The organism is Halomonas sp. HAL1, from assembly GCF_030544485.1.
GTDB lineage: Bacteria > Pseudomonadota > Gammaproteobacteria > Pseudomonadales > Halomonadaceae > Vreelandella > Vreelandella arctica.
Genome location: NZ_CP130610.1, coordinates 4,137,993 through 4,160,843 on the forward strand (window position 1 = coordinate 4,137,993; position 22,851 = coordinate 4,160,843).

General features: G+C 54.1%; 25 protein-coding genes. 10 read left to right on the top strand and 15 right to left on the bottom strand.

Features of this window, described 5'->3' with window-relative positions; genetic code table 11:
• Positions 1 to 86 precede the first annotated feature (86 nt).
• The 6 genes from Q3Y66_RS19240 to Q3Y66_RS19265 all read left to right on the top strand — a co-directional run bounded on the left by Q3Y66_RS19240 (position 87) and on the right by Q3Y66_RS19265 (position 5,594).
• Positions 87 to 1,205, top strand: coding sequence for an ABC transporter permease subunit (locus Q3Y66_RS19240; protein WP_008956465.1), 1,119 nt, complete (start codon positions 87 to 89; stop codon positions 1,203 to 1,205).
• Positions 1,202 to 2,626, top strand: a complete 1,425-nt coding sequence (gene pstA, locus Q3Y66_RS19245; RefSeq protein WP_008956464.1) for a phosphate ABC transporter permease PstA — start codon at positions 1,202 to 1,204, stop codon at positions 2,624 to 2,626. The genes Q3Y66_RS19240 and pstA overlap by 4 nt, the downstream gene beginning before the upstream one ends.
• Positions 2,620 to 3,435, top strand: coding sequence for a phosphate ABC transporter ATP-binding protein PstB (gene pstB, locus Q3Y66_RS19250; protein WP_008956463.1), 816 nt, complete (start codon positions 2,620 to 2,622; stop codon positions 3,433 to 3,435). The genes pstA and pstB overlap by 7 nt, the downstream gene beginning before the upstream one ends.
• Positions 3,436 to 3,466: 31 nt before the next feature.
• Entirely contained in the window at positions 3,467 to 4,192 is a 726-nt protein-coding gene (gene phoU, locus Q3Y66_RS19255; protein WP_008956462.1) for a phosphate signaling complex protein PhoU, read from the top strand.
• Between the two features lie 80 nt (positions 4,193 to 4,272).
• The gene (gene cysZ, locus Q3Y66_RS19260; protein WP_008956461.1) at positions 4,273 to 5,016 is read left to right on the top strand and encodes a sulfate transporter CysZ; all 744 of its coding nucleotides are present in this window, start codon (positions 4,273 to 4,275) and stop codon (positions 5,014 to 5,016) included.
• 86 nt (positions 5,017 to 5,102) lie between these two features.
• Positions 5,103 to 5,594, top strand: coding sequence for a copper chaperone PCu(A)C (locus tag Q3Y66_RS19265; protein ID WP_008956460.1), 492 nt, complete (start codon positions 5,103 to 5,105; stop codon positions 5,592 to 5,594).
• 81 nt (positions 5,595 to 5,675) lie between these two features.
• Here Q3Y66_RS19265 and Q3Y66_RS19270 read toward each other — a convergent pair whose 3' ends face one another.
• The 8 genes from Q3Y66_RS19270 to Q3Y66_RS19305 all read right to left on the bottom strand — a co-directional run bounded on the left by Q3Y66_RS19270 (position 5,676) and on the right by Q3Y66_RS19305 (position 13,049).
• A complete protein-coding gene (locus Q3Y66_RS19270; protein WP_008956459.1) occupies positions 5,676 to 6,005 on the bottom strand; it encodes a hypothetical protein in 330 nt (109 codons plus the stop codon).
• A 679-nt stretch (positions 6,006 to 6,684) separates the two neighbouring features.
• Positions 6,685 to 6,987 carry a hypothetical protein gene (locus tag Q3Y66_RS19275; RefSeq protein WP_008956458.1) on the bottom strand — a complete coding sequence of 101 codons (303 nt, stop codon included), beginning with the start codon at positions 6,985 to 6,987 and terminating at the stop codon, positions 6,685 to 6,687.
• Between the two features lie 408 nt (positions 6,988 to 7,395).
• Positions 7,396 to 8,415 (bottom strand): IS30 family transposase, encoded by a 1,020-nt coding sequence (locus tag Q3Y66_RS19280; RefSeq protein ID WP_303319483.1) that lies wholly within the window; start codon positions 8,413 to 8,415, stop codon positions 7,396 to 7,398.
• Positions 8,416 to 8,785: 370 nt separating this feature from the next.
• Positions 8,786 to 9,100: a hypothetical protein gene (locus Q3Y66_RS19285; RefSeq protein WP_035586473.1), complete on the bottom strand. Its 315-nt coding sequence runs from the start codon at positions 9,098 to 9,100 to the stop codon at positions 8,786 to 8,788.
• A 310-nt stretch (positions 9,101 to 9,410) separates the two neighbouring features.
• Positions 9,411 to 10,697, bottom strand: coding sequence for a phosphate regulon sensor histidine kinase PhoR (phoR, locus tag Q3Y66_RS19290; protein ID WP_008957134.1), 1,287 nt, complete (start codon positions 10,695 to 10,697; stop codon positions 9,411 to 9,413).
• Positions 10,698 to 10,699: 2 nt separating this feature from the next.
• The gene (phoB, locus tag Q3Y66_RS19295; RefSeq protein ID WP_008957133.1) at positions 10,700 to 11,389 is read right to left on the bottom strand and encodes a phosphate regulon transcriptional regulator PhoB; all 690 of its coding nucleotides are present in this window, start codon (positions 11,387 to 11,389) and stop codon (positions 10,700 to 10,702) included.
• Between the two features lie 107 nt (positions 11,390 to 11,496).
• Complete coding sequence (gene ubiA, locus Q3Y66_RS19300) at positions 11,497 to 12,390, bottom strand: 4-hydroxybenzoate octaprenyltransferase (protein WP_035586470.1); 894 nt, start codon at positions 12,388 to 12,390, stop codon at positions 11,497 to 11,499.
• A gap of 35 nt (positions 12,391 to 12,425) precedes the next feature.
• The gene (locus Q3Y66_RS19305; RefSeq protein ID WP_008957131.1) at positions 12,426 to 13,049 is read right to left on the bottom strand and encodes a chorismate lyase; all 624 of its coding nucleotides are present in this window, start codon (positions 13,047 to 13,049) and stop codon (positions 12,426 to 12,428) included.
• A gap of 38 nt (positions 13,050 to 13,087) precedes the next feature.
• Between Q3Y66_RS19305 and Q3Y66_RS19310 the strand changes: the two genes are divergently transcribed.
• From Q3Y66_RS19310 to Q3Y66_RS19325, 4 genes are all read left to right on the top strand, one after another.
• A complete protein-coding gene (locus Q3Y66_RS19310) occupies positions 13,088 to 14,308 on the top strand; it encodes an NAD(P)/FAD-dependent oxidoreductase (protein ID WP_008957130.1) in 1,221 nt (406 codons plus the stop codon).
• Between the two features lie 126 nt (positions 14,309 to 14,434).
• Positions 14,435 to 14,707, top strand: a complete 273-nt coding sequence (locus tag Q3Y66_RS19315) for an HU family DNA-binding protein (protein ID WP_007112276.1) — start codon at positions 14,435 to 14,437, stop codon at positions 14,705 to 14,707.
• A complete protein-coding gene (locus tag Q3Y66_RS19320) occupies positions 14,707 to 15,063 on the top strand; it encodes a hypothetical protein (RefSeq protein WP_008957129.1) in 357 nt (118 codons plus the stop codon). The genes Q3Y66_RS19315 and Q3Y66_RS19320 overlap by 1 nt, the downstream gene beginning before the upstream one ends.
• Positions 15,064 to 15,127: 64 nt before the next feature.
• Positions 15,128 to 16,042: a LysR family transcriptional regulator gene (locus Q3Y66_RS19325; RefSeq protein ID WP_035586467.1), complete on the top strand. Its 915-nt coding sequence runs from the start codon at positions 15,128 to 15,130 to the stop codon at positions 16,040 to 16,042.
• Here the strand turns inward: Q3Y66_RS19325 and epsC are convergent.
• The 7 genes from epsC to Q3Y66_RS19360 form a co-directional block, all read right to left on the bottom strand.
• Positions 16,039 to 16,803, bottom strand: a complete 765-nt coding sequence (epsC, locus tag Q3Y66_RS19330) for a serine O-acetyltransferase EpsC (protein ID WP_008957127.1) — start codon at positions 16,801 to 16,803, stop codon at positions 16,039 to 16,041. The genes Q3Y66_RS19325 and epsC overlap by 4 nt on opposite strands.
• Before the next feature lie 8 nt (positions 16,804 to 16,811).
• The gene (locus tag Q3Y66_RS19335) at positions 16,812 to 17,687 is read right to left on the bottom strand and encodes a VOC family protein (protein WP_008957126.1); all 876 of its coding nucleotides are present in this window, start codon (positions 17,685 to 17,687) and stop codon (positions 16,812 to 16,814) included.
• Between the two features lie 75 nt (positions 17,688 to 17,762).
• On the bottom strand, positions 17,763 to 19,328 hold the full coding sequence (locus tag Q3Y66_RS19340; RefSeq protein WP_008957125.1) for an aldehyde dehydrogenase family protein: 1,566 nt from the start codon (positions 19,326 to 19,328) through the stop codon (positions 17,763 to 17,765).
• A complete protein-coding gene (locus tag Q3Y66_RS19345; RefSeq protein ID WP_008957124.1) occupies positions 19,325 to 20,251 on the bottom strand; it encodes an NAD(P)-dependent oxidoreductase in 927 nt (308 codons plus the stop codon). Before Q3Y66_RS19345 ends, Q3Y66_RS19340 begins: the two co-directional genes overlap by 4 nt.
• A gap of 118 nt (positions 20,252 to 20,369) precedes the next feature.
• Positions 20,370 to 21,527: a M20 aminoacylase family protein gene (locus Q3Y66_RS19350; protein WP_008957123.1), complete on the bottom strand. Its 1,158-nt coding sequence runs from the start codon at positions 21,525 to 21,527 to the stop codon at positions 20,370 to 20,372.
• A 10-nt stretch (positions 21,528 to 21,537) separates the two neighbouring features.
• Complete coding sequence (locus Q3Y66_RS19355) at positions 21,538 to 22,032, bottom strand: hypothetical protein (RefSeq protein ID WP_008957122.1); 495 nt, start codon at positions 22,030 to 22,032, stop codon at positions 21,538 to 21,540.
• Positions 22,019 to 22,837 (bottom strand): DUF3100 domain-containing protein, encoded by an 819-nt coding sequence (locus tag Q3Y66_RS19360; protein ID WP_008957121.1) that lies wholly within the window; start codon positions 22,835 to 22,837, stop codon positions 22,019 to 22,021. Before Q3Y66_RS19360 ends, Q3Y66_RS19355 begins: the two co-directional genes overlap by 14 nt.
• Positions 22,838 to 22,851 lie beyond the last annotated feature (14 nt).

Consider the following 22,851-nt stretch of genomic DNA (forward strand, 5'->3'; position numbering starts at 1 on the left):
TCTTCACGACCCACTCTTTCAATACATGCTGGTCAGTACTGTGATCACCCCGGTTTTGCCATGCCTAGTTTTGTCATGATAGCGACATGACCCCACCTCGGTTAACCTCTTCTCGGCAGCCATTGCGCTTGCTTCAGGATCGTGTGGCCACCGGGTTAATCACCGCTGGTGGTGTCGGCGTGCTGCTGGCGATTCTCGCTATCGGCATCTTTCTGATATGGGAAACTTTGCCGCTACTGGCGATGGAAGATACCTTGGCCCTGGCCAAGCTCTCTCCGCTGGCGTGGGGCACCCTTAAAGCCGCGTTAGCTGCACTGCTGTTCGCGATTCCCGTCGCCTTAGGGGCGGCGATCTACTCTGCGCTGTTTATTTCAGCGCGCTTGCGTGCGCGTATCAAGCCCGCGCTCGAAATGATGGAGGCCATTCCCGGCGTGGTGGTGGGCTTTATTGCCGGGCTCATTTTGGCACCGTGGGTAGAGCGACACCTAGCCAGCGCTTTGGTACTGATAATCTGGCTACCGCTCAGTGCCGGGCTAGCGGGCTTGCTCTGGCAACTGGCCAAAGCCCGCCTGCAGCGCCGTTTGCCGCTCTCCTGGGCAGGCCTCTGGCTAATACCGTGGCTTGCTCTGATGGTGGCAATAGCGCTATGGCTTGCGCCGTGGATGGAGCAGCTGTGGCTGGGCGGGGATCTGCGTCAGTTGCTCGACCAGCGCTTTGGGATGGATTACGCCACCCGCAATGCCCTGATTGTCGGTCTGGCGATGGGGTTTGCCGTTATCCCCAGCATCTACTCATTGGCAGAAGATGCCCTTGCCGATGTGCCTTCGACCCTGATAGAGGGCGCCCAGGCGCTGGGTGCCAGCCGTTGGCAGGCGCTGTGGAAGGTGGCGCTGGCGGCGGCGGGACCAGGTATTTTCTCGGCGGTGATGATCGGCGCGGGCCGGGCAGTGGGCGAAACCATGATTGTACTGATGGCCAGTGGCAACACCGCTCTGTTTAGCGCCAGCCCTTTCGAAGGTATGCGCTCCATGGCAGCGGCTATTGCCATCGAGCTTCCTGAAGCGTCACCCGGCGGCCAGACCTATCATCTGCTGATTTTTGCCGCGCTGGTGCTGTTTATCTTCACGTTCCTGGTTAACACCCTAGCCGAGGTTGTCCGCCAGCGCCTGCGCCGCCGTTATCGCCAGATGGGAGGCACTTCATGAAAGCTGGCACGGTCAACACTGCCTCTCGCCGCCCTCGTTTTAACTGGCTGAATGACTTATGGCCTTGGCTATGCGCGGCCAGCGTAGCGCTCTCCTTGCTGATGCTGGGTGCTCTACTGGCGCTATTGTTAGTGCGTGGGCTTGGACACTTCTGGCCCGCGACGCTTGAAGAGGTCACTCTGAATTCGGGTGATACCTTTGCTGGCCATGCCGTGCGCGAGGTCGAGCTCCCCCAGCAAGCGGGAGATGAACGGCTTTACTTTACCGGCAATCAGGACATAGAGGGCGCCCGCTGGCGCTGGGTGGCGATTGAGGAGATTGCCGAACGCGCGCAGCCAGATGACTTGATTCGCCTGGAGCGAAGCCCCTGGGGAGATTTTATTGGCCGCTTGGTGGCCATTGAGCAAGACGACCAGCGCTGGGAGGGCGACGCTGCCTGGCAACGGTTAACGACTTTATTGGCGCTCCCCGCCAGCCAACGCCAAGAGAGCCAGCTACTGCTGACCACCGTGGATGGCCAAATCTTACGCCAGCCGTTGGCCAGTATCGTCAGCGCTCAAGCCCCAAATGCGATGAGCTGGTGGCAGAAAGCCCATGTCTGGGGCGATGGGGTATGGCGGTTTCTCAGCGAAGGGCCCCGAGCAGCCAATACCGACGGTGGCGTGTGGCCGGCGATATTTGGCACCGTGCTAATGGTGATTTTAATGTCCGTCATGGTCACGCCATTTGGCGTGCTGGCCGCTATTTATCTTAATGAAATTGCTCACCAGGGGCGGCTGACGCGCCTGGTGCGCATCGGCGTGCGCAATCTAGCGGGGGTGCCGTCCATCGTGTATGGCGTTTTCGGCTTGGGAGTGTTCGTTTACGGCATTGGCGGCTCGCTGGATGAGTGGTTTTTCAGCGATACATTGCCTTCGCCCACGTTTGGCACTGGCGGCCTGCTGTGGGCCTCGTTAACCCTCGCCCTACTAACCCTACCCGTCGTCATTGTGGCAACCGAAGAGGGGCTCGCGCGGATTCCTGAGGCCCAGCGCGAAGGCGCCGTGGCGCTCGGGGCTACTCGCCTTGAGATGCTTACCCGCATCGTACTGCCCATGGCGGCACCGGCCATGCTGACAGGCGTTATTTTAGCGATCGCCCGCGCGGCAGGCGAAGTGGCGCCACTGATGCTCGTCGGCGTTGCCAAACTAGCGCCACAAATGCCGATTGACGGTGAGTTTCCTTACCTACATTTAGAGCGCAAGTTCATGCACCTTGGCTATCATTTATTTGATACCGCCTTTCACGGCGAAGATGTACAAGCTGCGATCCCGCTGGTTTACGCCACGGCGCTACTTTTAGTGTTGATTGTGCTAGTGCTTAATCTAACTGCCATATTTCTGCGACATTATCTTAGGCGTCAACGGGGAAACGAATGCTAGCGCCTTTACATTCAGCCAATACCGCTCAGGTACCAGTGGCGCACTTTTCGTCCGAGCACAGCTGCCTGAGCATCGATCACTTAAGCCTCGCCTATGCGGGGAAAGAGGCGTTGCGCGACTTAACCCTCAGTGTTCCGCGACATCGTGTGACGGCCTTCATTGGCCCGTCGGGATGCGGTAAGTCAACGCTGTTACGGGCAATTAATCGGCTGCATGATCTCAATGAGACAGTGACCCATAGCGGCAAAATCACGCTGGAAGGGCAGGACATTCACGACCCGCAAACGAACGTGACCGAGCTGCGGCGGCGAGTAGGGATGGTGTTTCAAACCCCCAACCCCTTCCCTATGTCGATCTATGAAAACGTGGCCTTTGGCCTGCGGTTGCAGCAGCGCCTTCCCAAGCGCAAAAGGGACGATATTATTGAGTGGGCATTAACCTCCGCCGCGCTATGGGATGAAGTGAAAGACCGCCTGCACCGCTCCGCCTGGCAGCTTTCCGGTGGACAGCAGCAGCGACTAGTCATCGCCCGCACCTTAGCAGTACAGCCCGATGTGCTGCTGCTTGATGAACCCGCGTCAGCGCTAGACCCGATTTCAACGCTCAAAATTGAGGAGTTGATCCGTAACCTAAAGTCGGAGCTAACGCTGGTACTGGTCACCCACAATATGCAACAAGCGGCGCGCGTATCGGACTACACCGCCTTTTTGCATCAAGGTGAGCTGGTTGAGTACGGACCTACCGATCAGGTCTTCACCAACCCCCGTTTGCAACACACCGAAAACTACATCACCGGCCGCATTACCTAGGCCTTAGCGACTGAAACGTCAGGAGTGCTCCATGGATATTACTAGCGACTCTCACAGCCAGCATATCTCTCGCCAGTTCAACCAGGAGCTGGAAGAGCTAAAAACCCATCTGATGGCCATGGGCGGTCTGGTAGAGAAGCAAGTGCAGGATGCCGTCTTTGCGCTTCTGGAAGGCGACACCCGCCTAGCCGAACAAGTGCGCGACAATGATCGTCAGGTCAACGATCTGCAGCTGCAAATCGACGACGAATGCACCCGGGTACTGGCGCGGCGTCAGCCTGCAGCTTCCGACCTACGCCTGGTGCTCGCCGTTATCCGCGCCACCTCTGATCTTGAGCGAATCGGCGATGAGGCCAGCAAAATCGCCCGTAACGCCCTGCTGCTGAGTGAAAGTACCAGCACCATTCGTGGCTTGGTGGAAGTGCGCCACATCAGCGAGCATGTGCGCAAAATGCTGCGCGATGCGCTCACCGCCTTTGCCCGCTTTGACACCGACCTTGCGATGCAGGTAGTGCGTGAAGACGAGCTGGTTGACGATGAGTACAGCAGCGCAATGCGTTCACTAATGACGTTTATGATGGAAGACTCGCGCTCGATTACCTCGGTACTCAGCATCATGTGGGTATTGCGCGCTCTGGAGCGTGTGGGCGACCACGCTGACAACCTTGCTGAGTACGTGGTTTATCTTGTCAAAGGCCTGGATATCCGCCACAGCGACCCCGACAACCTTGACCCGCAAGTGCTAAAAAAGTCTTGACCTGAAAGGGGTTTCCTCCTGCAATACGTCCAGGCTGTTATGCGGCCTGGACGTTTGAATCATAAGGAGTCTCCCCCACCATGCTGGATGCTGTCACTGCGCTTAGCCGAGGTACACGATGTGTGTATCAGCCGGGTATGCGCCGCTATATTTTTCTGCCTATTTTAGTCAACCTGATTGTTTACGTCAGCATGTTCAGCTTCGTGCTCAACCGCTTCGGTGGTTGGCTAGATCATTGGATGAACATGGTGCCAATCTGGCTTGATTGGCTCTCCTGGCTTATCTGGCCTCTTTTCGTGATTAGCCTGTTAGTAGTGGTGTTTTTTACCTTCACGCTGGTGACCAGCCTGATCGCCGCGCCTTTTTACGGTTTTTTGGCCGCTAAAGTCGAAACCCAATTGACTGGCCGTGAACCGATTGATGACCGCAACCTTACTAAAACAGCCATTGATGCCATTGGCCGCGAATTTGTTAAGCTCGCCTATATTTTGCCCCGTGCCGCCGGTCTGTTTGTGCTTAGCTGGATTCCAGGGCTGAACTTAGTATCCCCCCTGCTGTGGGCGCTATTCTCCGCCTGGATCATGGCCATTACTTATCTAGACTACCCAATGGATAACAATAAGGTGACGTTTGCCGATATGCGCCAACGGCTCTCGAAACGCTGGTGGCAAAGCTTAAGCTTTGGGGGCTTAGTCACGCTCATCACCTGGATTCCGCTGGCCAATCTCTTTCTGATTCCCGGCGCCGTAGCGGGTGCCGTACTGCTCTGGGATGATCACTACAGAGACGTGCATGGAGATGCCCGTGGCATCGCGCCGCAGTAGCGCTTATTACCTATGCTCGGCTACTTTGCTACTTTTACGTTCTAAATCGCTCTCCTGCATTCAATCAACAATAAAGGAATAAACGTATGTTCAAACCCATCGCCTGGCTGGGTGTATGTTTAGTCAGCACTCTCTCTATGGTGGCGTCAGTAGCGATAGCTCACGACGTACAAACAGACACGATGCGTATCGCACACCCCTTTGCCATACCGACCCCTCCGGGTGCGGCCAATGGGGCCGCCTATTTGGATATCACCGCCTTTTCAGACCCGGTTGCCTTGATTGGCGCAAGTAGCCCTGCAAGCAAAACAGTGGAGCTTCACGATATGCGAATGGACGGCGACATGATGCGGATGCGTCATGTGGGCGAGCTTCTTATTGAGGCTGGGAAAACATACACCATGCGTCCTGGTGGTGGCTTTCACTTAATGCTGATTGGGTTAAGCGAACCATTGACAGAAGGTGACCGATTTCCCATCACACTCACCTTTGCTGAACAAGGTGATGTGGACATTGAGGTCTGGGTACAAAGCGCCCAGGAAGGTAGTGAAGCCGCGGATGGGCATCACCATCACTGAAAGCTATTTTGTGCTCAAGATAAACTACAAAGCCCCGCTTAAGCGGGGCTTTGTATGTTAGCCGCTACATTCGAATACTCATTACCAGTCAGTGCTATCACCCTCTTCCCGAGTCAAGTCTTCCGGGCTGATATTGGCCCCACGGGGGTTGCTCCCGTTGCTCTCAGGTGCATCCGATGCCCTGCTAGAGGGAGAAAAATCAAGGCTATCACCATCATCACGCGTTAAGTCACGGGTAGCAGGTTGCCGGGTATTGCCAGAAGACGTACGTGGTTTATCGATCACATCCTGCCCAGCTGAGCGATCTTTGTTCAGTTCAATGGATGAGTGCGCCATTGCCAATGGGCTAGCGATTAAGCCAAAGGAAATACCTGCAACTGCTGCTTTTTTACCCATTTCTTTCAACAACATGACGTTCTCCTGATTATCACCAAATACCACTCATGATTCATAAGAGCGGCTATTACTTCTTTACTGTTACAAGTGCTTGTTAGGCCTTGTATGAAAACTGCCCACGTTCGACGAACTATTCGTACAAGCCCTCTACTTGTTGCTACCAAAGCACGCATCGTACCAAAACAATAAGTTAAAATATTAATTTATAAAAAACCAATAGCTTGAAAAAAAGCACACAATTAAAACTCTCGCAATCTATTTTTGTCAAAAATACTTGTGCAATAATTGCGTATGTGACTTCTGTTACAGAAGCAACTGAAGCACACAGCACAACAAGTTACGAAAATTTGTTCACTGTAACGGCATTCATACTGTGTGAAGCAGCAGGGAGAGACAATATCTACCACAACAGCACGTAGTATCTTGAAGCGGATAACCGAAAACAAATTTCGATATACCAGAAAAGCTAGACCCCGCATAAGCGGGGTCTAAGGACACAATATCTGGACAATAACTAACGCTAGCTTCCTTTCCTTTTGCGGGACTCCAGCCTTGGAATTTAACCCTGACCAGCGTTTTGATTGTCGTTTGATTCATTCCTTGAATCGACCTATATCCCTATCGGTGTGACACGCTTCTGCGTGGTTAACTCACACCTCAATCGTAATACATTCCGCTTAATTGCAAACTTTTGTTACCAAGCGTTTCCATCGCCTACGTCATGCGTCAAATCTTTAGCGGTATATTCTGCTTGAACACTAGTACGCTGGGACTCTGCCTTAATAACATTAGGGCGATCACCTACGTCGTACATCAAATCAGATGGGGTAAAATCTGCTTGTTCATGTGTGTGCTGTGATTGAGCCTGAATTGGTTCATCATTAACAGACAGATCTTGATTAGCTTTGATGGAAAAATTTGCGAATGCAACTGGGCTCGCCAGCAAACCGAATGCAAGTCCTACAACAGCTGATTTTTTAACAAGGACGTTAAACATAGTTAATTACTCCAAATGACTGCTTAATACCGCTGAAGTGAAGAAAGAAGGGCCTGCTGGCTTGCTTCTCTCTGCGGTGACCTCACTGCCCTGATAAAGCACATACAGTGCCAACTTCTACTAAATTTAATAAAATTAAACAAAAACAATTACTTATTTATTATTGTTTGCGCACAATATTAAGCCACTAAAAACAAAACCGCGCAAAATACATGTGCACAAATGACACATGCGCAAAATTGTCTGTGCCTTTATGGCACACTTATCCTCAAACGCTAATGTTAGAAATTACTTTTAAAGCTAACCTCATCGCGCCGGTCTACGTTATCGAGTAATAGACTACTCATGGATGAAAGGGTCGAGAATAGCTCTCGATATGCACGGTGGATGCAGTCTCTGAGTGCAACGCTACTTAATGAATGGCTGGTGGGCTTTCTTGGTGTTCGCCAATATTTCGCCCAGCACTTCAACTGGGCACCTGAAGTCAAAGCGCTTTCGAGGCCGCATATTCAGCTGTAATGCAATGGCATCAAGTTCCTCTTGGGTGTGGTGCGACAGATCCGTCCCTTTCGGTAAATACTGCCGTATCAAGCCATTGATGTTTTCATTGCTACCGCGTTGCCATGGGCTGTGAGGGTCACAAAAGTAGATTGCAACACCCGTTGCTTGGGTAATCTGTGCATGCTTCGCCATTTCTCGGCCTTGGTCATACGTCATGCTCTTGCGTGCGGCTAGTGGCATTCGGTTGAGTGCTGCGCTAAATCCCTCAACAGCTGAGGTCGCTGTGGCGTCATGTAATTTGGCGAGGATGACGTAGCCACTGCTGAGTTCAACTAACGTGCCGACGGCAGAGGCATTGTTCTTACCTTTGATTAAATCGCCCTCCCAGTGGCCTGGCATTTCGCGCTTCTCTATCTCCGGTGGACGAAGGTGAATGCTCACCATGTCGGGTATTTGGCCACGGCGATCGACCTGACCACGGCGAGGCTTACGGGTCGATTTGCCTTGGCGCAGGCAGTGAATCAACTCTTTCTTAAGCTGGCCCACAGGCAAGGCGTAAATGGCGTTGTAGACCGTCTCACGGCAGACGTAAGCATCTTCAAAACTGGGCGTCATCATGCGTTTGAGCTTGCCTGCTATTTGTTCTGGAGACAAGCGGTTGCGAAGCATATGAATGACCAGCTCAAAGCGTTCACTCCCCAACAGCAGCTTACGTTTTGGGCGACAAACCATGCGTCGAGCGCAGCGGTGCGTCTGCGCACTATGAGCACAGTAGGCACCTGACTGAGTTTGGTTGCGCCGTACTTCACGGCTGAGGGTAGACGGAGAACGCCTCAACATGTGAGCAATCTGGCGGAGCCTCATGCCTTGCCTGAGGCTTACCTGTATGGTGGCACGTTCTTCGATGCTGAGTTCTGAATAGGACATAAATCCAACACCTTACTAAAATTCTTAGGTGTTGCACTCAGTTTCTGCGGCCAAGCACTCAAAAAGGTAGGTAGGTAGGTAGGTAGGTAGGTAGGTAGGTAAAAATAGCGAAATGCCCACAAAAAGCAGGCAGAAAAAAATTAGACCCCGACTGGCGAGGCCCGATATCAGAATAGACTATAGGTAATAACTAACGTTAGCTTCCACTCCTTGTGCGGGACTCCAACCTTGGAATTAACCCTGACTAACGTTTGATTTCCTAGTGATTCATCCTTGAACCTGAAAAGCATCCTTGCCTTTGTAACATCCTGTCAATCACCCTTTCATCCGTTGAAAGGACATTCTTTGATATCTAAATGATAATTAACAATTAGCTACCGCTGTTTTCTTCTACAAGCTCATCGTCGTCATACTCAGCATCATCTGAGTGACCGCTTGACTGAGGATCCATGTCGCTGGCTTCATCACCTTCGTCATGGGTTAAATCATTAGTCATGTCTTTGGTATTATGACCGTCTGAACTATCAGTACCTTGGGGATCCATTGGTTGCTCTTCAGCTGTAATTCCCTGATTTTCATCAATAGCTGAATTTTCATCTGTTTGAGCAAATGCTAACGGGCTTGCCATCAAACCAAAAGATACACCTAAAATGCCAGCTTTCTTGAGTAAATCCTTGGACATCATATTCCACCTCCGATCGCTGTTTATTACCGCTTGGTTAAGAAAGAAGGGCTTATTATAAAAGCCAGCATTTCCTGCGGTCGTCTTCCTTATCTTTAACAATGCAGCGGGCATGCCAAATGCCAAAAAACAGGATAAAGCAATTAAAAATCAATGTATTAATTAAAACAAGCCAAGCTGTAGCGTTCTGTTAAAATAGAAATACCAAGCTTAAAAGCTGTGTAAAAATGGCACATGAGTAAACTCTTACCAACCTTACATGCCAATATTACACACCTTTACAGGTATGGTGCGAGAGGTCGCTTACGGAGCCCTATACAAGACGTGAAGCGGGAAATGAGCAGCGAAAAAGCGCCCCTTTACCCGGGTGGGATTCAATCTGTAATTGCGCATCGTGGCGTAATAGTACGTGCTTAACGATCGCCAAGCCTAAGCCCGTGCCGCCAGTTGCGGTGCTACGGCCTTTATCGACACGGTAAAAACGTTCGGTTAGTCGGGGAATATGGACGGGATCGATGCCTTCACCATTGTCTTCCACATCAATACAGCCGCCGCCAGTCGCGCTAGCTTTCCAGCGTAAGGTGATGTGGCTACCTGCTGGCGTATAGCGAACGGCATTGAAGGCGAGGTTAGAGATGGCGCTACGAATCTCCTGTTCACTACCCAGCAGGCGTGCATCGCTTTCAAGCGCGACAGTAATGGTATGACGCTGATTCGACAGCGCCAGCGCATCATCACAGATGCTTTGTAGCAAAGGCCCTAGCGACAGCGGATGGTGATCTTTCCCCCCCTGGTCGATTTCTAACCGAGAGAGCAGCAATAGATCATTGACCAGGTTTTGCATTCGCTGCGTCTGTTCCTGCATCTGGTTGATGCTTTTGCCCAAACGCGGAGGCAACTGGTCAGCAATATCGCTGTAGGTTTCCAGATAGCCGGAAAGGACGGTTAGCGGCGTGCGCAGCTCGTGAGAGACGTTGGCAACAAAGTCGCGCCGCATCTGTTCCAGGCGATGCAAGCGCGTGATATCCCGGGCCATTACCAGCCGTTCATCGTCACCGTACAGGGTAATTTGATACTGCAGGATTCGACGCTCGTCAATCGGCGATGTCAGCGTTAGCGGCTCGCCATACTCCCGCGCATTGAAGTAGCGGATGAAACTTGGCTCGCGCAGTAGGTTGGTAATGTGCTGACCACGATCATGGGCAGTTTGTAGCCCTAGCATGTTCGTTGCAGCGCTGTTCCACCACTCTAGATCACCGTGGCGGTCGAGCATGACCACACTGTCACGCATCGCTTCAGACGACTCTTGAATACGGGCCAAGGTAGCACGCAGCCGACTTTGCGTTATACGCTGGCTTTTCTGATAGCGGTATAAACGATCAAACAATTCACCCCACATACCGTGAGCGGCAGGCGGCTCATCGTGAGGATGTAGGGTTAGCCATAAATAAAGTTCGCGTAGCTGCCGCAAGTGATAAAACAGACATACTGCAAGCCCTGCCGCAAGCCCTAGCCCTGCTGAGCCCAATAACCAGCCTAAACAAGTACCCAGTGTGGCCAGCCACGCTAGACGCCACAGTTCACGGCTCCATAGGCGCACATTTACACCCGTGCAGAGAAACGGTATCCGGTACCCCGAACCGTTTGAATCAGGTTTTGATGCACATCGCCCAGCGCTTTTCGTAAGCGTCGAATATGCACATCGACCGTACGCTCTTCGACATACACATTACCACCCCATACTTGGTCAAGCAGTTGGCTACGTGTGTAAGCGCGCTCTTGATGGGTCATAAAAAACTGCAGCAGACGATACTCGGTCGGACCCATTTCCAACGCTTTACCGTGAGCGCTTACCCGGTGGCTTACCGGATCAAGCAACAGGCCATTAATCTCAATCGGGTCCTCAACGCCACGCGGTGTCGCACGACGCAGCACCGCTTTCAGCCGTGCCACCAATTCGCGTGGAGAAAAAGGCTTGGTGATGTAATCATCGGCACCGGCTTCAAGCCCTTGGATCTTATTATCCTCTTCGCCTTTAGCGGTCAGCATAATAATCGGGATCTCGGCGGTAGCTTCTTCGCGCTTCAAACGCCTAGCCAGCTCAATACCGCTGGTGCCAGGCATCATCCAGTCAAGCAGCAATAAATCAGGTTGGTGGTCAACCACCATGGCATGAGCATCCTGGGCGTTATCTGCTTCGAGCACACGGTAGTCAGCCATTTCCAGCGCTACCGCGATCATCTCGCGAATCGACGATTCATCATCGACAATCAGAACGGTTTTGGCGGTCATACCAGAGCCTCACGGTGTGCAAAAAAGCCAGTTCAAAGAAAAACAGTTCAATGACATGTCAGTGACGATAACACCATGACTTGATGACAGTTACATGACAATGGCAGTTACTGACCCGCCGCAGGCCACCAACTTAGCGCAATACCAGTAAAAATCAGCAGCCCCGACCAGTGATTATTCAGAAACGCCTGGAAACAGGGATCCCGCTCCTGATAACGAATTAAGCGCTGCTGATGCAGGAAAGTTGCCGCCATTGCAGCGAGCCCTAGCCAAAAGAACCCACCTAACCCGACCCGCCAGCCTACCCATGCCAGCAACCCCAGGGTGGCTACCTGGAGTAGGCCGATTATCAGGCGATCCGCGTCGCCAAACAGCACGGCTGTCGATTTAATGCCAATTTTTAAATCATCGTCGCGATCGACCATGGCGTATTGCGTGTCGTATGCCACCGTCCATAGCACGTTTGCACAGAAAAGCAGCCATGCTTCCAACGGCACATGGCCCAGCACGGCGCCAAAGGCCATTGGAATTGCCCATGAGAATGCCGCCCCCAGCACCACCTGGGGAAAATGGGTATAACGCTTCATGAACGGGTAAATAACTGCCAGAAATACCCCGCCCAGCGAGAGCAGCACCGTAAACCAATTAGTCAGTAGCACCAGAATAAACGCTGCGGCCACCAAACCAATAAACAGCAATTGAGCCTCGGTTTCGCTGATTCGACCTGTGGCGAGCGGGCGATGCTTAGTGCGTTTCACATGGCCATCGAAATGGCGATCTGCATAATCGTTCACCACGCAGCCAGCCGCGCGCATGACGTAAACACCGGCCACAAAAATCAGCAGCACATCACGGCCGGGTACCCCTTCAGCGGCAATCCACAGCGCCCAAAGCGTCGGCCACATCAACAGCCAAGTGCCAATGGGTCGATCCAAACGCATCAGCTGTATAAAATCTGCCACGCGAGCCCATCCCTTCGGCCGCAACAGTGAACGATCCATGCTTACCTCACGAAAAATAAGATGCAGGCGCTAGCCTAGCGCGATGGCAGATCAAGGTCATCCGCCATCGCACGCAAAAAATACTCCTGCACCAATAACGACAGCCCACCGTGATTACCGCCGTGATAAAACACTGAACGTCGGCCCCAGGTACAGTCACTTTCGATACCGTTCATACGAGCAAATAAGGAGGATTGGGTAGTGGCCTCAAGCGGCCCGCGAATTAAACCTGGCTGACGAAATAACCAACTGCCTAGCGAGCGCTCACCTAACCCTTCCAAACGCTGGCCCTTTAACTGAGTAAGCGGGGCGACGGAGCGCGCCACCACCCACGGCGTTTCATCCAAGCACAGCGCGACTTCACGCAGCCATGCATAGCGTTTGGGAGCAATGCCCAACGCCCGTGCCTCATCCGCTCGCGGCCAGCCTACGCCCTGGCGTAGCAGTCGAACGCGAAACTGCTTTTCACCTCCTGCGGCTATTAAGCGGGCGGTTAATGAGTCGGTTGAGGCAACCCACTGCCACCAGGAAGTACTCATGGCAGGTCGCGCCGCATCAACGGGCCGCCAGCGCGAAAAGTGAGGAGTTTGCCGAAAAGCTGCAGGCGTCACCAAGTTCTCCAGGGCAATAAACGGGTCGGCTAGTGTAACATGCAGCACTAACAGGCTTTTGTTTCAGCGACTTTTTTGGTGTCTGCATGCCCACCTCACAACCAGAGCTCTCTTCATCCCACGCTGCGCTGGTCATTATTGGCACGGGAATGGCCGGGATTGGCTTAGCCCGGGCACTGCGCCGTCTCGGTGACCAGCGGTCAATCACGTTGATTAGTGCTGACAGCGGTGACGATTACAGCAAACCGTTACTCTCCACCGGCTTCGCTAAAGGCCTAGCGCCCAACAAACTGGCCCAGCGAAACGCTGCCGAGCTGGGCGATGAGTTAAACGCCCGCATCATTACCCACACCCCCGTGGCGGCACTGGATGTGGATAACCGGACACTGCTTCTCGACGCTGGACAAGCGCCCAACTATGAAAAACTAAGCTCTTCAAAACTAAGCTACGAAACACTGGTATTAGCCACCGGCGCTGCCCCCAGGATGCCGTTCAGCATCGACCCCAGCGTAGCCCCACGCTGCTTCACCATTAATGACCTAGACGACTACCGACGCTTTCATCAGGCGTTAGGCCAAGGCTCAGCAAGGGTGGCGATTGTTGGCGCCGGGCTGGTCGGCTGTGAATTTGCTAATGACCTGCACGCCGGAGGTCATCACGTCAGTGTCATAGCGCCTGAAGCTACGCTACTGCCCCGCCTGCTGCCCACGCCACTGGGCAACGCCCTGGGCGATGCCTTCAATGAGGCAGGCATCCGACTCTGCTTAGGCCGCACGATAGATTCACTAACACTCAGCAGCGGTGATGACATCGTATTACGGTTGGATAACGGCGAGGCTATCAGCGCCGATCTCGTACTAATGGCAACTGGCCTAACACCGCGTACGGCGCTTGCCGAAGCCGCGGGTCTTAACGTATCGCCGAGCGGCATACAAGTTGACCGCCAACTGCGTACTTCACACCCCGATATTTACGCCCTGGGCGATGTCGCCTGCGTCGATGGCGTTAACGCCATGTACGTGCAGCCGCTGCAAGCGAGCGCCAAGGCATTGGCGGCAACGCTTGCGGGCACTCCCACGTCGGTCAGCTTTGGCGCTTGGCCAATAGTCGTTAAAACACCCCTGCTGCCAGTGGTAGCCTACCCGCCAACCACCCCACCTGAACGCTGGCGAATTGAAGGCGAAGGTGGCGATATCAGTGCGTTAGCCGAAAATAAAGACGGACGTTTGATTGGTTTTGCGTTGACAGGGGGCTGCGTGAGAAGGAAAGTGGAGCTTTCCAGAGCAGCACCTACGCTGCTAGGCTGATTTTCGTCGCGTTCACGACTAGGCTAGAGAAGCTACCTAGTGCTAATGACGCGCCCAACAACCTGCATTTGCTTTACGCTCGATTCTTTAACAAAAGTTCGATTGTTTACTAAAGGGAGATTTCTTATGCGCAAACCTGAACTCGCTGCTGCCATCGCTGAAAGTGCCGACCTGTCAAAAGACAAAGCAGGCCAAGTACTGAACGTTATTTTGGATGAAATCACTAACAGCGTTGCTAAGGGCGAAGATGTCGCTCTGATCGGCTTTGGTACCTTTACGGTACGTGAGCGCGCAGCACGTACTGGTAAAAATCCACAAACCGGTGCCCCACTACAAATTCCGGCCAGCAAAAATGTTGCCTTTAAGCCAGGCAAAGGACTTAAGGACGCCGTTTCCTAATGAAGCTCAAGCTGACGCTGTGGCTACTGGGCATATTGCTCAAACGTGCCCTGCGCCGCAAGCCGCGCTTTCGTGAACAGTTAGAACGCATGCGCGGCCTGGACTGGGGAATTGCCACGGAAGATCTAAGCATAGCCCGCCACTACCGGATGACGCCGAAAGGTATCAGCACCGGTAAAGGGCTGCCCGTCGACTTAGACCTTGAACTGCGTTTCCGAGACCAAGCCACCGCGTTAAAAGTGCTCAAAAAGCCAACTCAGCAGGCCTTTCTTGACGGCATGATGAGTGGCAACGTGCGTTTAGTGGGCGACTCCGCCGATATGAACAAGCTGCAGAAGCTGCTCAAATATTTGTAGCCCAGTATTTGCAGTATTGAGCGATCAGCAAAGGGTAAACCAGGCAGAGGTATAACAGCTATCGATGGACATACCTCATCAACGCTTAGTGTACTTCCGCGTTACCCTGGAGTCTGGTTCAGTGCGCCGTGCTGCGGCGCGTCTGGACATTGCTCCCTCGGCAGTCAGCAGGCAAATTTCGCTGCTGGAAGAAGCCTTGGGAGCCACCCTCATGGAGCGTCAGCGCGGCGGCATTTCACCGACCCCGGTCGGTGAAATGCTGCTTGAATACTGCGAGCGTCGCGGCGCACTGGACGAAGGCTTTATCGCGTCACTTGAAGCCTACCAGCGCATGGAAACCGGCAAGATATCGCTCACCGTCGGTGAAGGATTTGTCAGTGACCTAGTAGCGTCGCCGCTGCACGAATTTACCCAACGCTATGCGGGCATTCAGCTCGACATCCATACCGCAGGCACCTCGGGCATTATTGACGCCATTGTCGGCGATCACAGTCATATCGGCTTGATGTTCCATGAGCGTACCCATCCCCAGCTGCGTTTCTGGTCATCCAGTCCTCAGCCACTGATGGCTATTCTGCCGCCGGATCACCCATTGACCAGCCAGATGTCACCTCTCACGCTGACTCAGCTTAGCGCCCAGCCGATGGCCATGTGGGACACCACCCATGGGGTGCGTCAAATGGTCGACCAAGCATTTCAGCAGTCTCGTATAGTCCCGCGCATGGCAATGAATACAAATTCCATGGTGGTATTAGCACAGTATGTGCGCAGCGGCATGGGCATTACCCTACTGCCCTCCTTTGCCGTCGCACACGATTTAGAAGCTGGCACGCTAGTGGCGCGTCAGGTAGATAATCCGCTTTTTCAGCGCTCCCAGGCCCACATGGTCACGCGCGTAGGCCGCCAACAGCCCAAGGCTAGCATTCTGCTGCTACGCCACCTGCAGCGCTGGATGCAAGCGTTTCGCGATGTGAATTAGCGCGCGGTCGCAGGCAGTCCCACCACCGTCGCTCCAGCGGTTACGCTTTTTGTGACAATGGCGCCAGCACCGATTCGCGAGCCCTCACCAACTTCAATATTGCCAAGCACAACGGCGTTTGCACCCAAAAAAGCATTCCGCCGAATTTTGGGGTGACGATCACCATCAAGCTTACCCGTTCCGCCTAATGTGACGCCCTGAAAAAGGGTGACACCATCTTCGACGACGGCGGTTTCGCCAATAACAATACCCACACCATGGTCAATAAAGATGCCTTTACCAATGCGAGCAGCAGGATGTATATCTACGCTGAATGTACAACTACAGCAAAACTGGAGGTAGCTCGCCATACTCTTCCTAGCGGTTGTCCACCAAACATGACTGACGCGATGACACTGCAGTGCTCGATAACCAGAAAAAAAGAGCAGTGGTGTAAAAGGTTCTGGGATGGCGGCGTCTTCCTGTAGTAACACCCGCAAATCATCCAGGGCGGACTCAACGATCAGCGGGTTTTCCGCCAGCACAGCACGTATCTCTGCCAGTGCCGAGGCATGCGATATATGGGGAGATGACAGCGTCTCAGCGATAACAACGGCAAGTGCCGAAGCAAAATCGCTATGATCAAGCAAAGCATGTCGGTAAAAATCCGCTAATAGTGGCTGCGTGCGGGAAGCTTCAAGGGCGGCTGCCTGAATCTCCCGCCAGAGCGCGTCAGGGTCATTAAAGGCGTGGCCGCCTACATCTGAGGTCGCGGTCATCATTAACGTTCTCACACCGTGATTTGAGAAAAACGCAGCACTGTTCCGCCTAACACTTCAGGCGGTATATCGGCCTCATGGGCGCCCAATGGTGAAAAAGGTAGCGAGCGCTCCTGCCAGTGATTAATCGCCGCGGCAATATCCTCACAGGCCAGTGTTAACGCCACCGCTCTGGCGGGCACTGACGGGAGCCCTGCCAACATTTCAAAGCGCTCGCCTATTGCCCAGTCGCTTAATAAGTGGCAAACCCCTTTATCGGTGTGGATTTTAAAGCCTCCTGTTTGCGTTTGAATCGCTTCATCGCCATGGATACGACGAAACTGCTCCAAGTCTCGAGCAGGGCTATCTGACACATACCAAATATCGGTAATAGACGTCGCCGTATTAGCGTGCCGCTCAAGGGTGGGGTCTGTGCGAAACAGCTCAGGACGCAATTGCTGGCACAAGAATTGGGTAAGGAAAGGCTGCTGAGGGTCATGGAGGATATTTAACGCTACGCCCACTTCTACATCACCACTGGCAAGATGCGCCAGTCGGCGAAACTCAATAGGCGAATGGCCTTCAAAACCACGTACAGTCAACAGCGCATGATCCGTCGACATTGCTTCACTTTCTAATGCCAGCATGGCGATCCCCTCGCCAATGGCTAAGCGATCTTCCACCACTTTGGCAAATTGAAAGCCGTTGCTATCCCGATAATCTGTTAGCTCTGGATGTGCAATGCCAATCAGTTCAATAAAATTATTGTGTAAAAACAGCAGGTGATTATCGGTACCCCAGGGGTGGCTGTGGCGCGGATTGAGGGTAAAACCCAATGCGGCCGCGCGCTCGGCGGCCACATCTAAATCGGCGACCGCGACTAAGGGGTGATCAATGCCAAAGCTCATTGCAGTAACTCCTCACGCTGCTGGAGCGAAGCGCCCCAGCAAGTTAGAACAATATCCTCAGGTCCCATGGAACAATCAACCAACGCCGCTACCATAACCAAATGCCACACTGGCTTCCGGTGCCGTTTCCACCCAGACGCTTTGCGGCACCGTGTATTCACGCAGGCCGTCCAAACCGCTTGAGCGACCGAAGCCACTATCGCCAAAGCCACCAAACGGCGACATCACGCTGATCGCCTTGTAGCTATTGATCCATACCGTGCCAGCACGCAATTGCCCCGCCACACGATGCGCTCGCGCCACATCCTGACTCCAAACGGCGCCAGCCAAACCAAAGCGAGTTTCGTTGGCGAGCTGAATGGCTTCGGCTTCGCCGTCAAAGGCCATGGCGATCAACACCGGGCCGAAAACCTCTTGCTGAGCGATCTCCATATCCGGCGTGACATCGACCAACACGGTAGGGGCGATAAAATAGCCATGAGCCTCATCTGGCAGTCCTTCGGGACGCTTGCCACCCGTTAACACTCTCGCGCCTGCCGCTTCGGCGGCCTCAATCATCCGGGTGACCTGCTCAAATTGACGGCGATTCTGCAAAGGCCCCATGCGCGTCGCTTCATCGCTGGGAAGGCCGACCGCAATCTGTTCCGCGGCCCGGGCCAAACGGCTGGTAACCTGCTCAAACACCGAACGCTCAATCAACAGCCGTGAGCCCGCCACACAGCTCTGACCTGCTGCAGCAAAAATGGCCGCCTGGGCTCCCGCGACGGCTTCATCGAGCTTGGCATCCGCAAAGACGATATTGGCAGATTTACCCCCTAGTTCTAACACGCTGGGCACCAATCGGCGTGCGCCGGCTTCAGCAATCATGCGGCCACTCTGGGGAGAGCCCACGAATACCAGCTTGCTGATAGTGGGGTGGTCGGTCAGCGCTGCGCCGGTCGACTTGCCCAGCCCATTGACGATATTTATTAACCCTTTAGGAAGCCCCTGACCGAACTTTCCAGAGCATTCGAGCAGTTTGGCAATTACCACCGATGAGAAGGGCGTCAGTTCGGAAGGCTTCAGTACTACACCATTGCCCGCTGCTATGGCCGGGGCCAGTTGCCAGGCGCAGGTGAACATTGGAGCGTTCCAGGGGGTAATTTGCCCCACCACGCCATAGGGGACATGGCGCACATAGTTAAGGTGCGAGGTCGGCACTGGAATCACTTCGCCGTGCTGCTTGTCGCACCAGCCCGCGTAGTATTCAAACATCTCGCGCACCTTGCCTACTTCAGCCCGGCAGTCACGAATCGGCTTACCGGCAACGACGCTCTCCAACTGCGCCAGCGCTTCTTCATGGCCCTCTAGCCCACGCAGCGCCGCATTCATGCGCCGTCCACGTTCGCTGGCGGTAAGCGCCATCCATTCACGCTGCCCACGCGTAGCCGCTTGAGTAGCACGCTTAATTAACGTCGTGCCCGCATCACGATAGGTCACCAGGGCTTCGCCGGTGGCCGGGTTGATCAGGGTGATTTCCTCACCCTCCCCTGCGACTAATGCGCCATCAATCCAGTTACTTAGCGGCGTGGTAGCGGCTAAACCGAAACCTTTAAGCAGTTCAGCCAGATGGTCGCAGGCATGTTGGCTAAGTGAGTTCATTGGTTACCCTCCGCTTGGCTGCCACACGCTAATATCGGCGTGGTGATATGGTTAAAGTCATCGCTATCGGTGGGCTGCTCGGGGTTCGCGTGCCAGGCATCGACAACGGCTTGCAGCAGCGGTAACGGCAGGCCCAATTGCTCAGCGGCATCCCGCGCCAAACGCAGATCCTTACGCATCAAGCCGGTGGTAAAGCCAGAATCGAAGCGCTCGCTCAGCACCCACTCGGGGAAGTTGACTTCGCTGACCGCGCTGCGTCCAGAGCCACTATTGAGGCCCGCTAAGCAGGCGGCAGGATCCACACCGGCTTTGGCTGCCATAGCTACGGCTTCGGCGGTGGTTAACAAGTGCGCGGCACACAGATAGTTATTGGCAAGTTTCACCACATGACCGCTGCCAGGGCCGCCCACATGGGTGCGCTTGGCTGACATCGCCTCCAACATCGGCAATACCCGTTCAATGGTGCTTTCATCGCCTCCTAACAGCATTCCCAGCTTGCCGCTGGCAGCACCTTTAGGCCCACCGCTAACTGGAGCGTCCAACCACAGTAGGCCCGCTGCGGTTACTTTTTCGGCCAGTTCACGAGTCACGGCGGGGTCGCTGGTCGAGGTATCGACAATCACACTGCCTTTAGACGCCAGCGTGAGTAAGCCTGGGGATTGCTCGATTACCTCACGGACATGGGCGGAGGTGGGCAGCGAAAGCAGATACACATCGCTTGCGGGCAGCGCATCGGGCGCCACAACGGTTAGTCCCTGAGCAGCAAGGCGAGATCGCGCTTGCTCAAATACATCGCTACCCGTTACTTCAAATCCTGCTGCTTTGAGGGTGAGCGCCATATTGCCACCCATCTGCCCAAGACCAATCACCACGATCGATAACGCTGTTGTTGAAGACATAGGTGAAGACATAGGTGAAGACATCGTAAATGCTCCTTGAACGCCCTAATACTTGAAAGACGCTATGTTCGGCGTAGACGCTCCCCTACCCAGTGGGCATCAGAGAGCGCATAACGCTTTTCGTTGAGAAAAAGGGGGCGACTTAGACGAGCAGCGCCCTTACCAGCTCCACCCAGTAGCGCGTCCCTAGCGGCAGCAGCGCATCGTTGAAGTCATAACGCGGGTTGTGCAGCGAAGCGGAATCTACACCGTTGCCCATCCAGATATAGGCGCCTGGTCGCTCGGCTAGCAGAAACGAAAAATCTTCAGAGGCCATGCTGGGCGGCGGGTTGCGCTTTACTTTGTCGCTGCCGAGCAAGCTTTCCAGCACCGTCGCGCAGTGCTGGGCATGTTCCGGGGTATTGATAGTAGCCGGGTAGCAGCGCTGGTAATCCAGTTCAACGGCTAAGCCGTGAAACTCTGCCAAACTGCCAATCGCTTGTTTAAAGCGTGCTTCCAAATGCTCTTTAAGCGTCATATCAAAGCAGCGCAGCGTACCGCGCAGCTCGACCTGCTCCGGAATCACATTGAAGGTATCCCCGGCGTGAATGCTGGTAATACTCAGCACCGCCGATTTATCAGGCGGCGTTTCACGGCTCACCAACCCCTGTAACTGACTGATCAGTTGGCAGCTTGCCAGCACCGTATCGATGCCCAAGTGTGGCATCGCGGCGTGGCATCCCTTGCCAATCAGTTTTAGGGTAAAAATATCGAAAGCCGCCATCACATCGGTGTCATGCACCGCTGCCTCACCTACCGGCAGGCCCGGCCAATTATGCAGACCGTATACGGCATCCATGGGAAAGCGCTCAAACAGGCCCTCTTCGACCATGACGCGTCCACCACCAGCGCTCTCTTCAGCGGGCTGAAAGATAAACACCACCCGGCCTTTGAAATCCGGCTGCTGCTTTAACGCCCAGGCGGCGCCCAGCAGCATGGACGTATGACCATCGTGGCCACAGGCGTGCATTTTGCCGGACGTTTGCGAGGCGTAGGCAAGCCCCGTCTCTTCGAGGATATCCAGGGCGTCAATATCGGCCCGTAGGCCGATGGTTTTGCCTTCCCCCTGTTGACCATCCAGAGCGGCGACCACACCCGTTCCAGCAATCCCGGTAGTTACCTCAAAGCCCCACTCAGTCAGCAGCGCTGCAATACGCGCACTGGTACGGTGCTCCTCAAACGCGGTTTCCGGGTGCTGGTGGAAATCGTGGCGCCACGCTTTTAATGTTTCGCTATCCGGCAAGTTTACTGAGGCAGTCATCGTCCTATCCTTAAAGCATTATGTGAGCGACAACGGCAGAGCCGATAAAGGTGCCGGTGAATACCAGTAAGGCCACGATCACTAGCTTCCAGCCGGTCTGCCTGAACATGGCAAACTCACGTCCGGTCAGCGCCAGCCCTGCATAGGCCAATACCGGCGTGACCACTGCCAGGAAATCCACCTCGGCCAGCCGTGCGATGATCCACCCATTACCCGGGAAGAATGGCAGCGTCGCGATAATACTGATCAGCGATACCCAGGCCACACTGGGCAGGTAAAAGGGGCATATGCGCCCGATGACCAAGCCGATAATGACCATGACATACAGAATCAACATGCCGGGCAGTGCGTCTAATAAAGGCGAACCGTTGACGATATTGCTAAACCATGCCGCCACACACACGGCTGCCAGTACCAACGCGGTTTTGCCTAGCTGGTTTTCGGGACGTAGCTCTTTTAACGCCTCAGCATCGAACTGACCGATCGGGCTCTCATGAGTTTTCATGGCTAACCTCCTGGCGAGAGCCTTTTAAGCGCTTGTACATCCACTCGGTGATCGGTAGCGCGATAAATAGCGATATATACAGACCGGTGGCGTAGGTAAGCAGGTTGCTTGCCCCGGCAAAGGCGAGTAGTTCGTCTTTGGATGCTGGTACCGCTTCAGCTAATGCGGCCGAACACGCCGCCACCATACTGCCACTGCCCACCCCGCAGGCCATGGCCAGAGCACGAATATCGAGAATATCCAGCGAGGCGATATACCCCGCCATTAAGGCGAAATAGAGCGTACCGAACATGGTGCCCACCACGTACACGCCCATGATACCGATGCCTTCAGGGCTTCTGAGGCCGTAGCGATCTGAAATAATGGCAATATTGGGCTCACGGGCGATAGAGTAAGTGGCACCGATCGCTTCACGCCCCATTTTGAGGACTAATACTGCAAAGGGTAGCGCTATCAGCATGGTGCCCAGATTGCCTAACTCTTGGAGAATCAGCGCAGGGCCTGCAGCGATGATCTGCTCGATCGCTGGGCCAATGGTAGAACCGAATTTGGCGATAAACGGCAGGATGGCGATGAGAATAATCGGGCCAGCCGCATTGCTGACCGGCTTGGGAATGACCTTGCCCATTGCCGAGAAAAGGTGGGGATTGAAAATCACGCCAATGATAAAGGCGTAAAGCAGAGGTAATAACAGTAGTGTTCCCGGGCCGAGCGGAATGCGCACAATGCCTATCCACTCGGCAAACATCGACGTCACGATCACCGTCAGGTGCAGACGCCAGTCCAGCAGTAGCTTGAGATCCATTGGAGTGTTCCTGT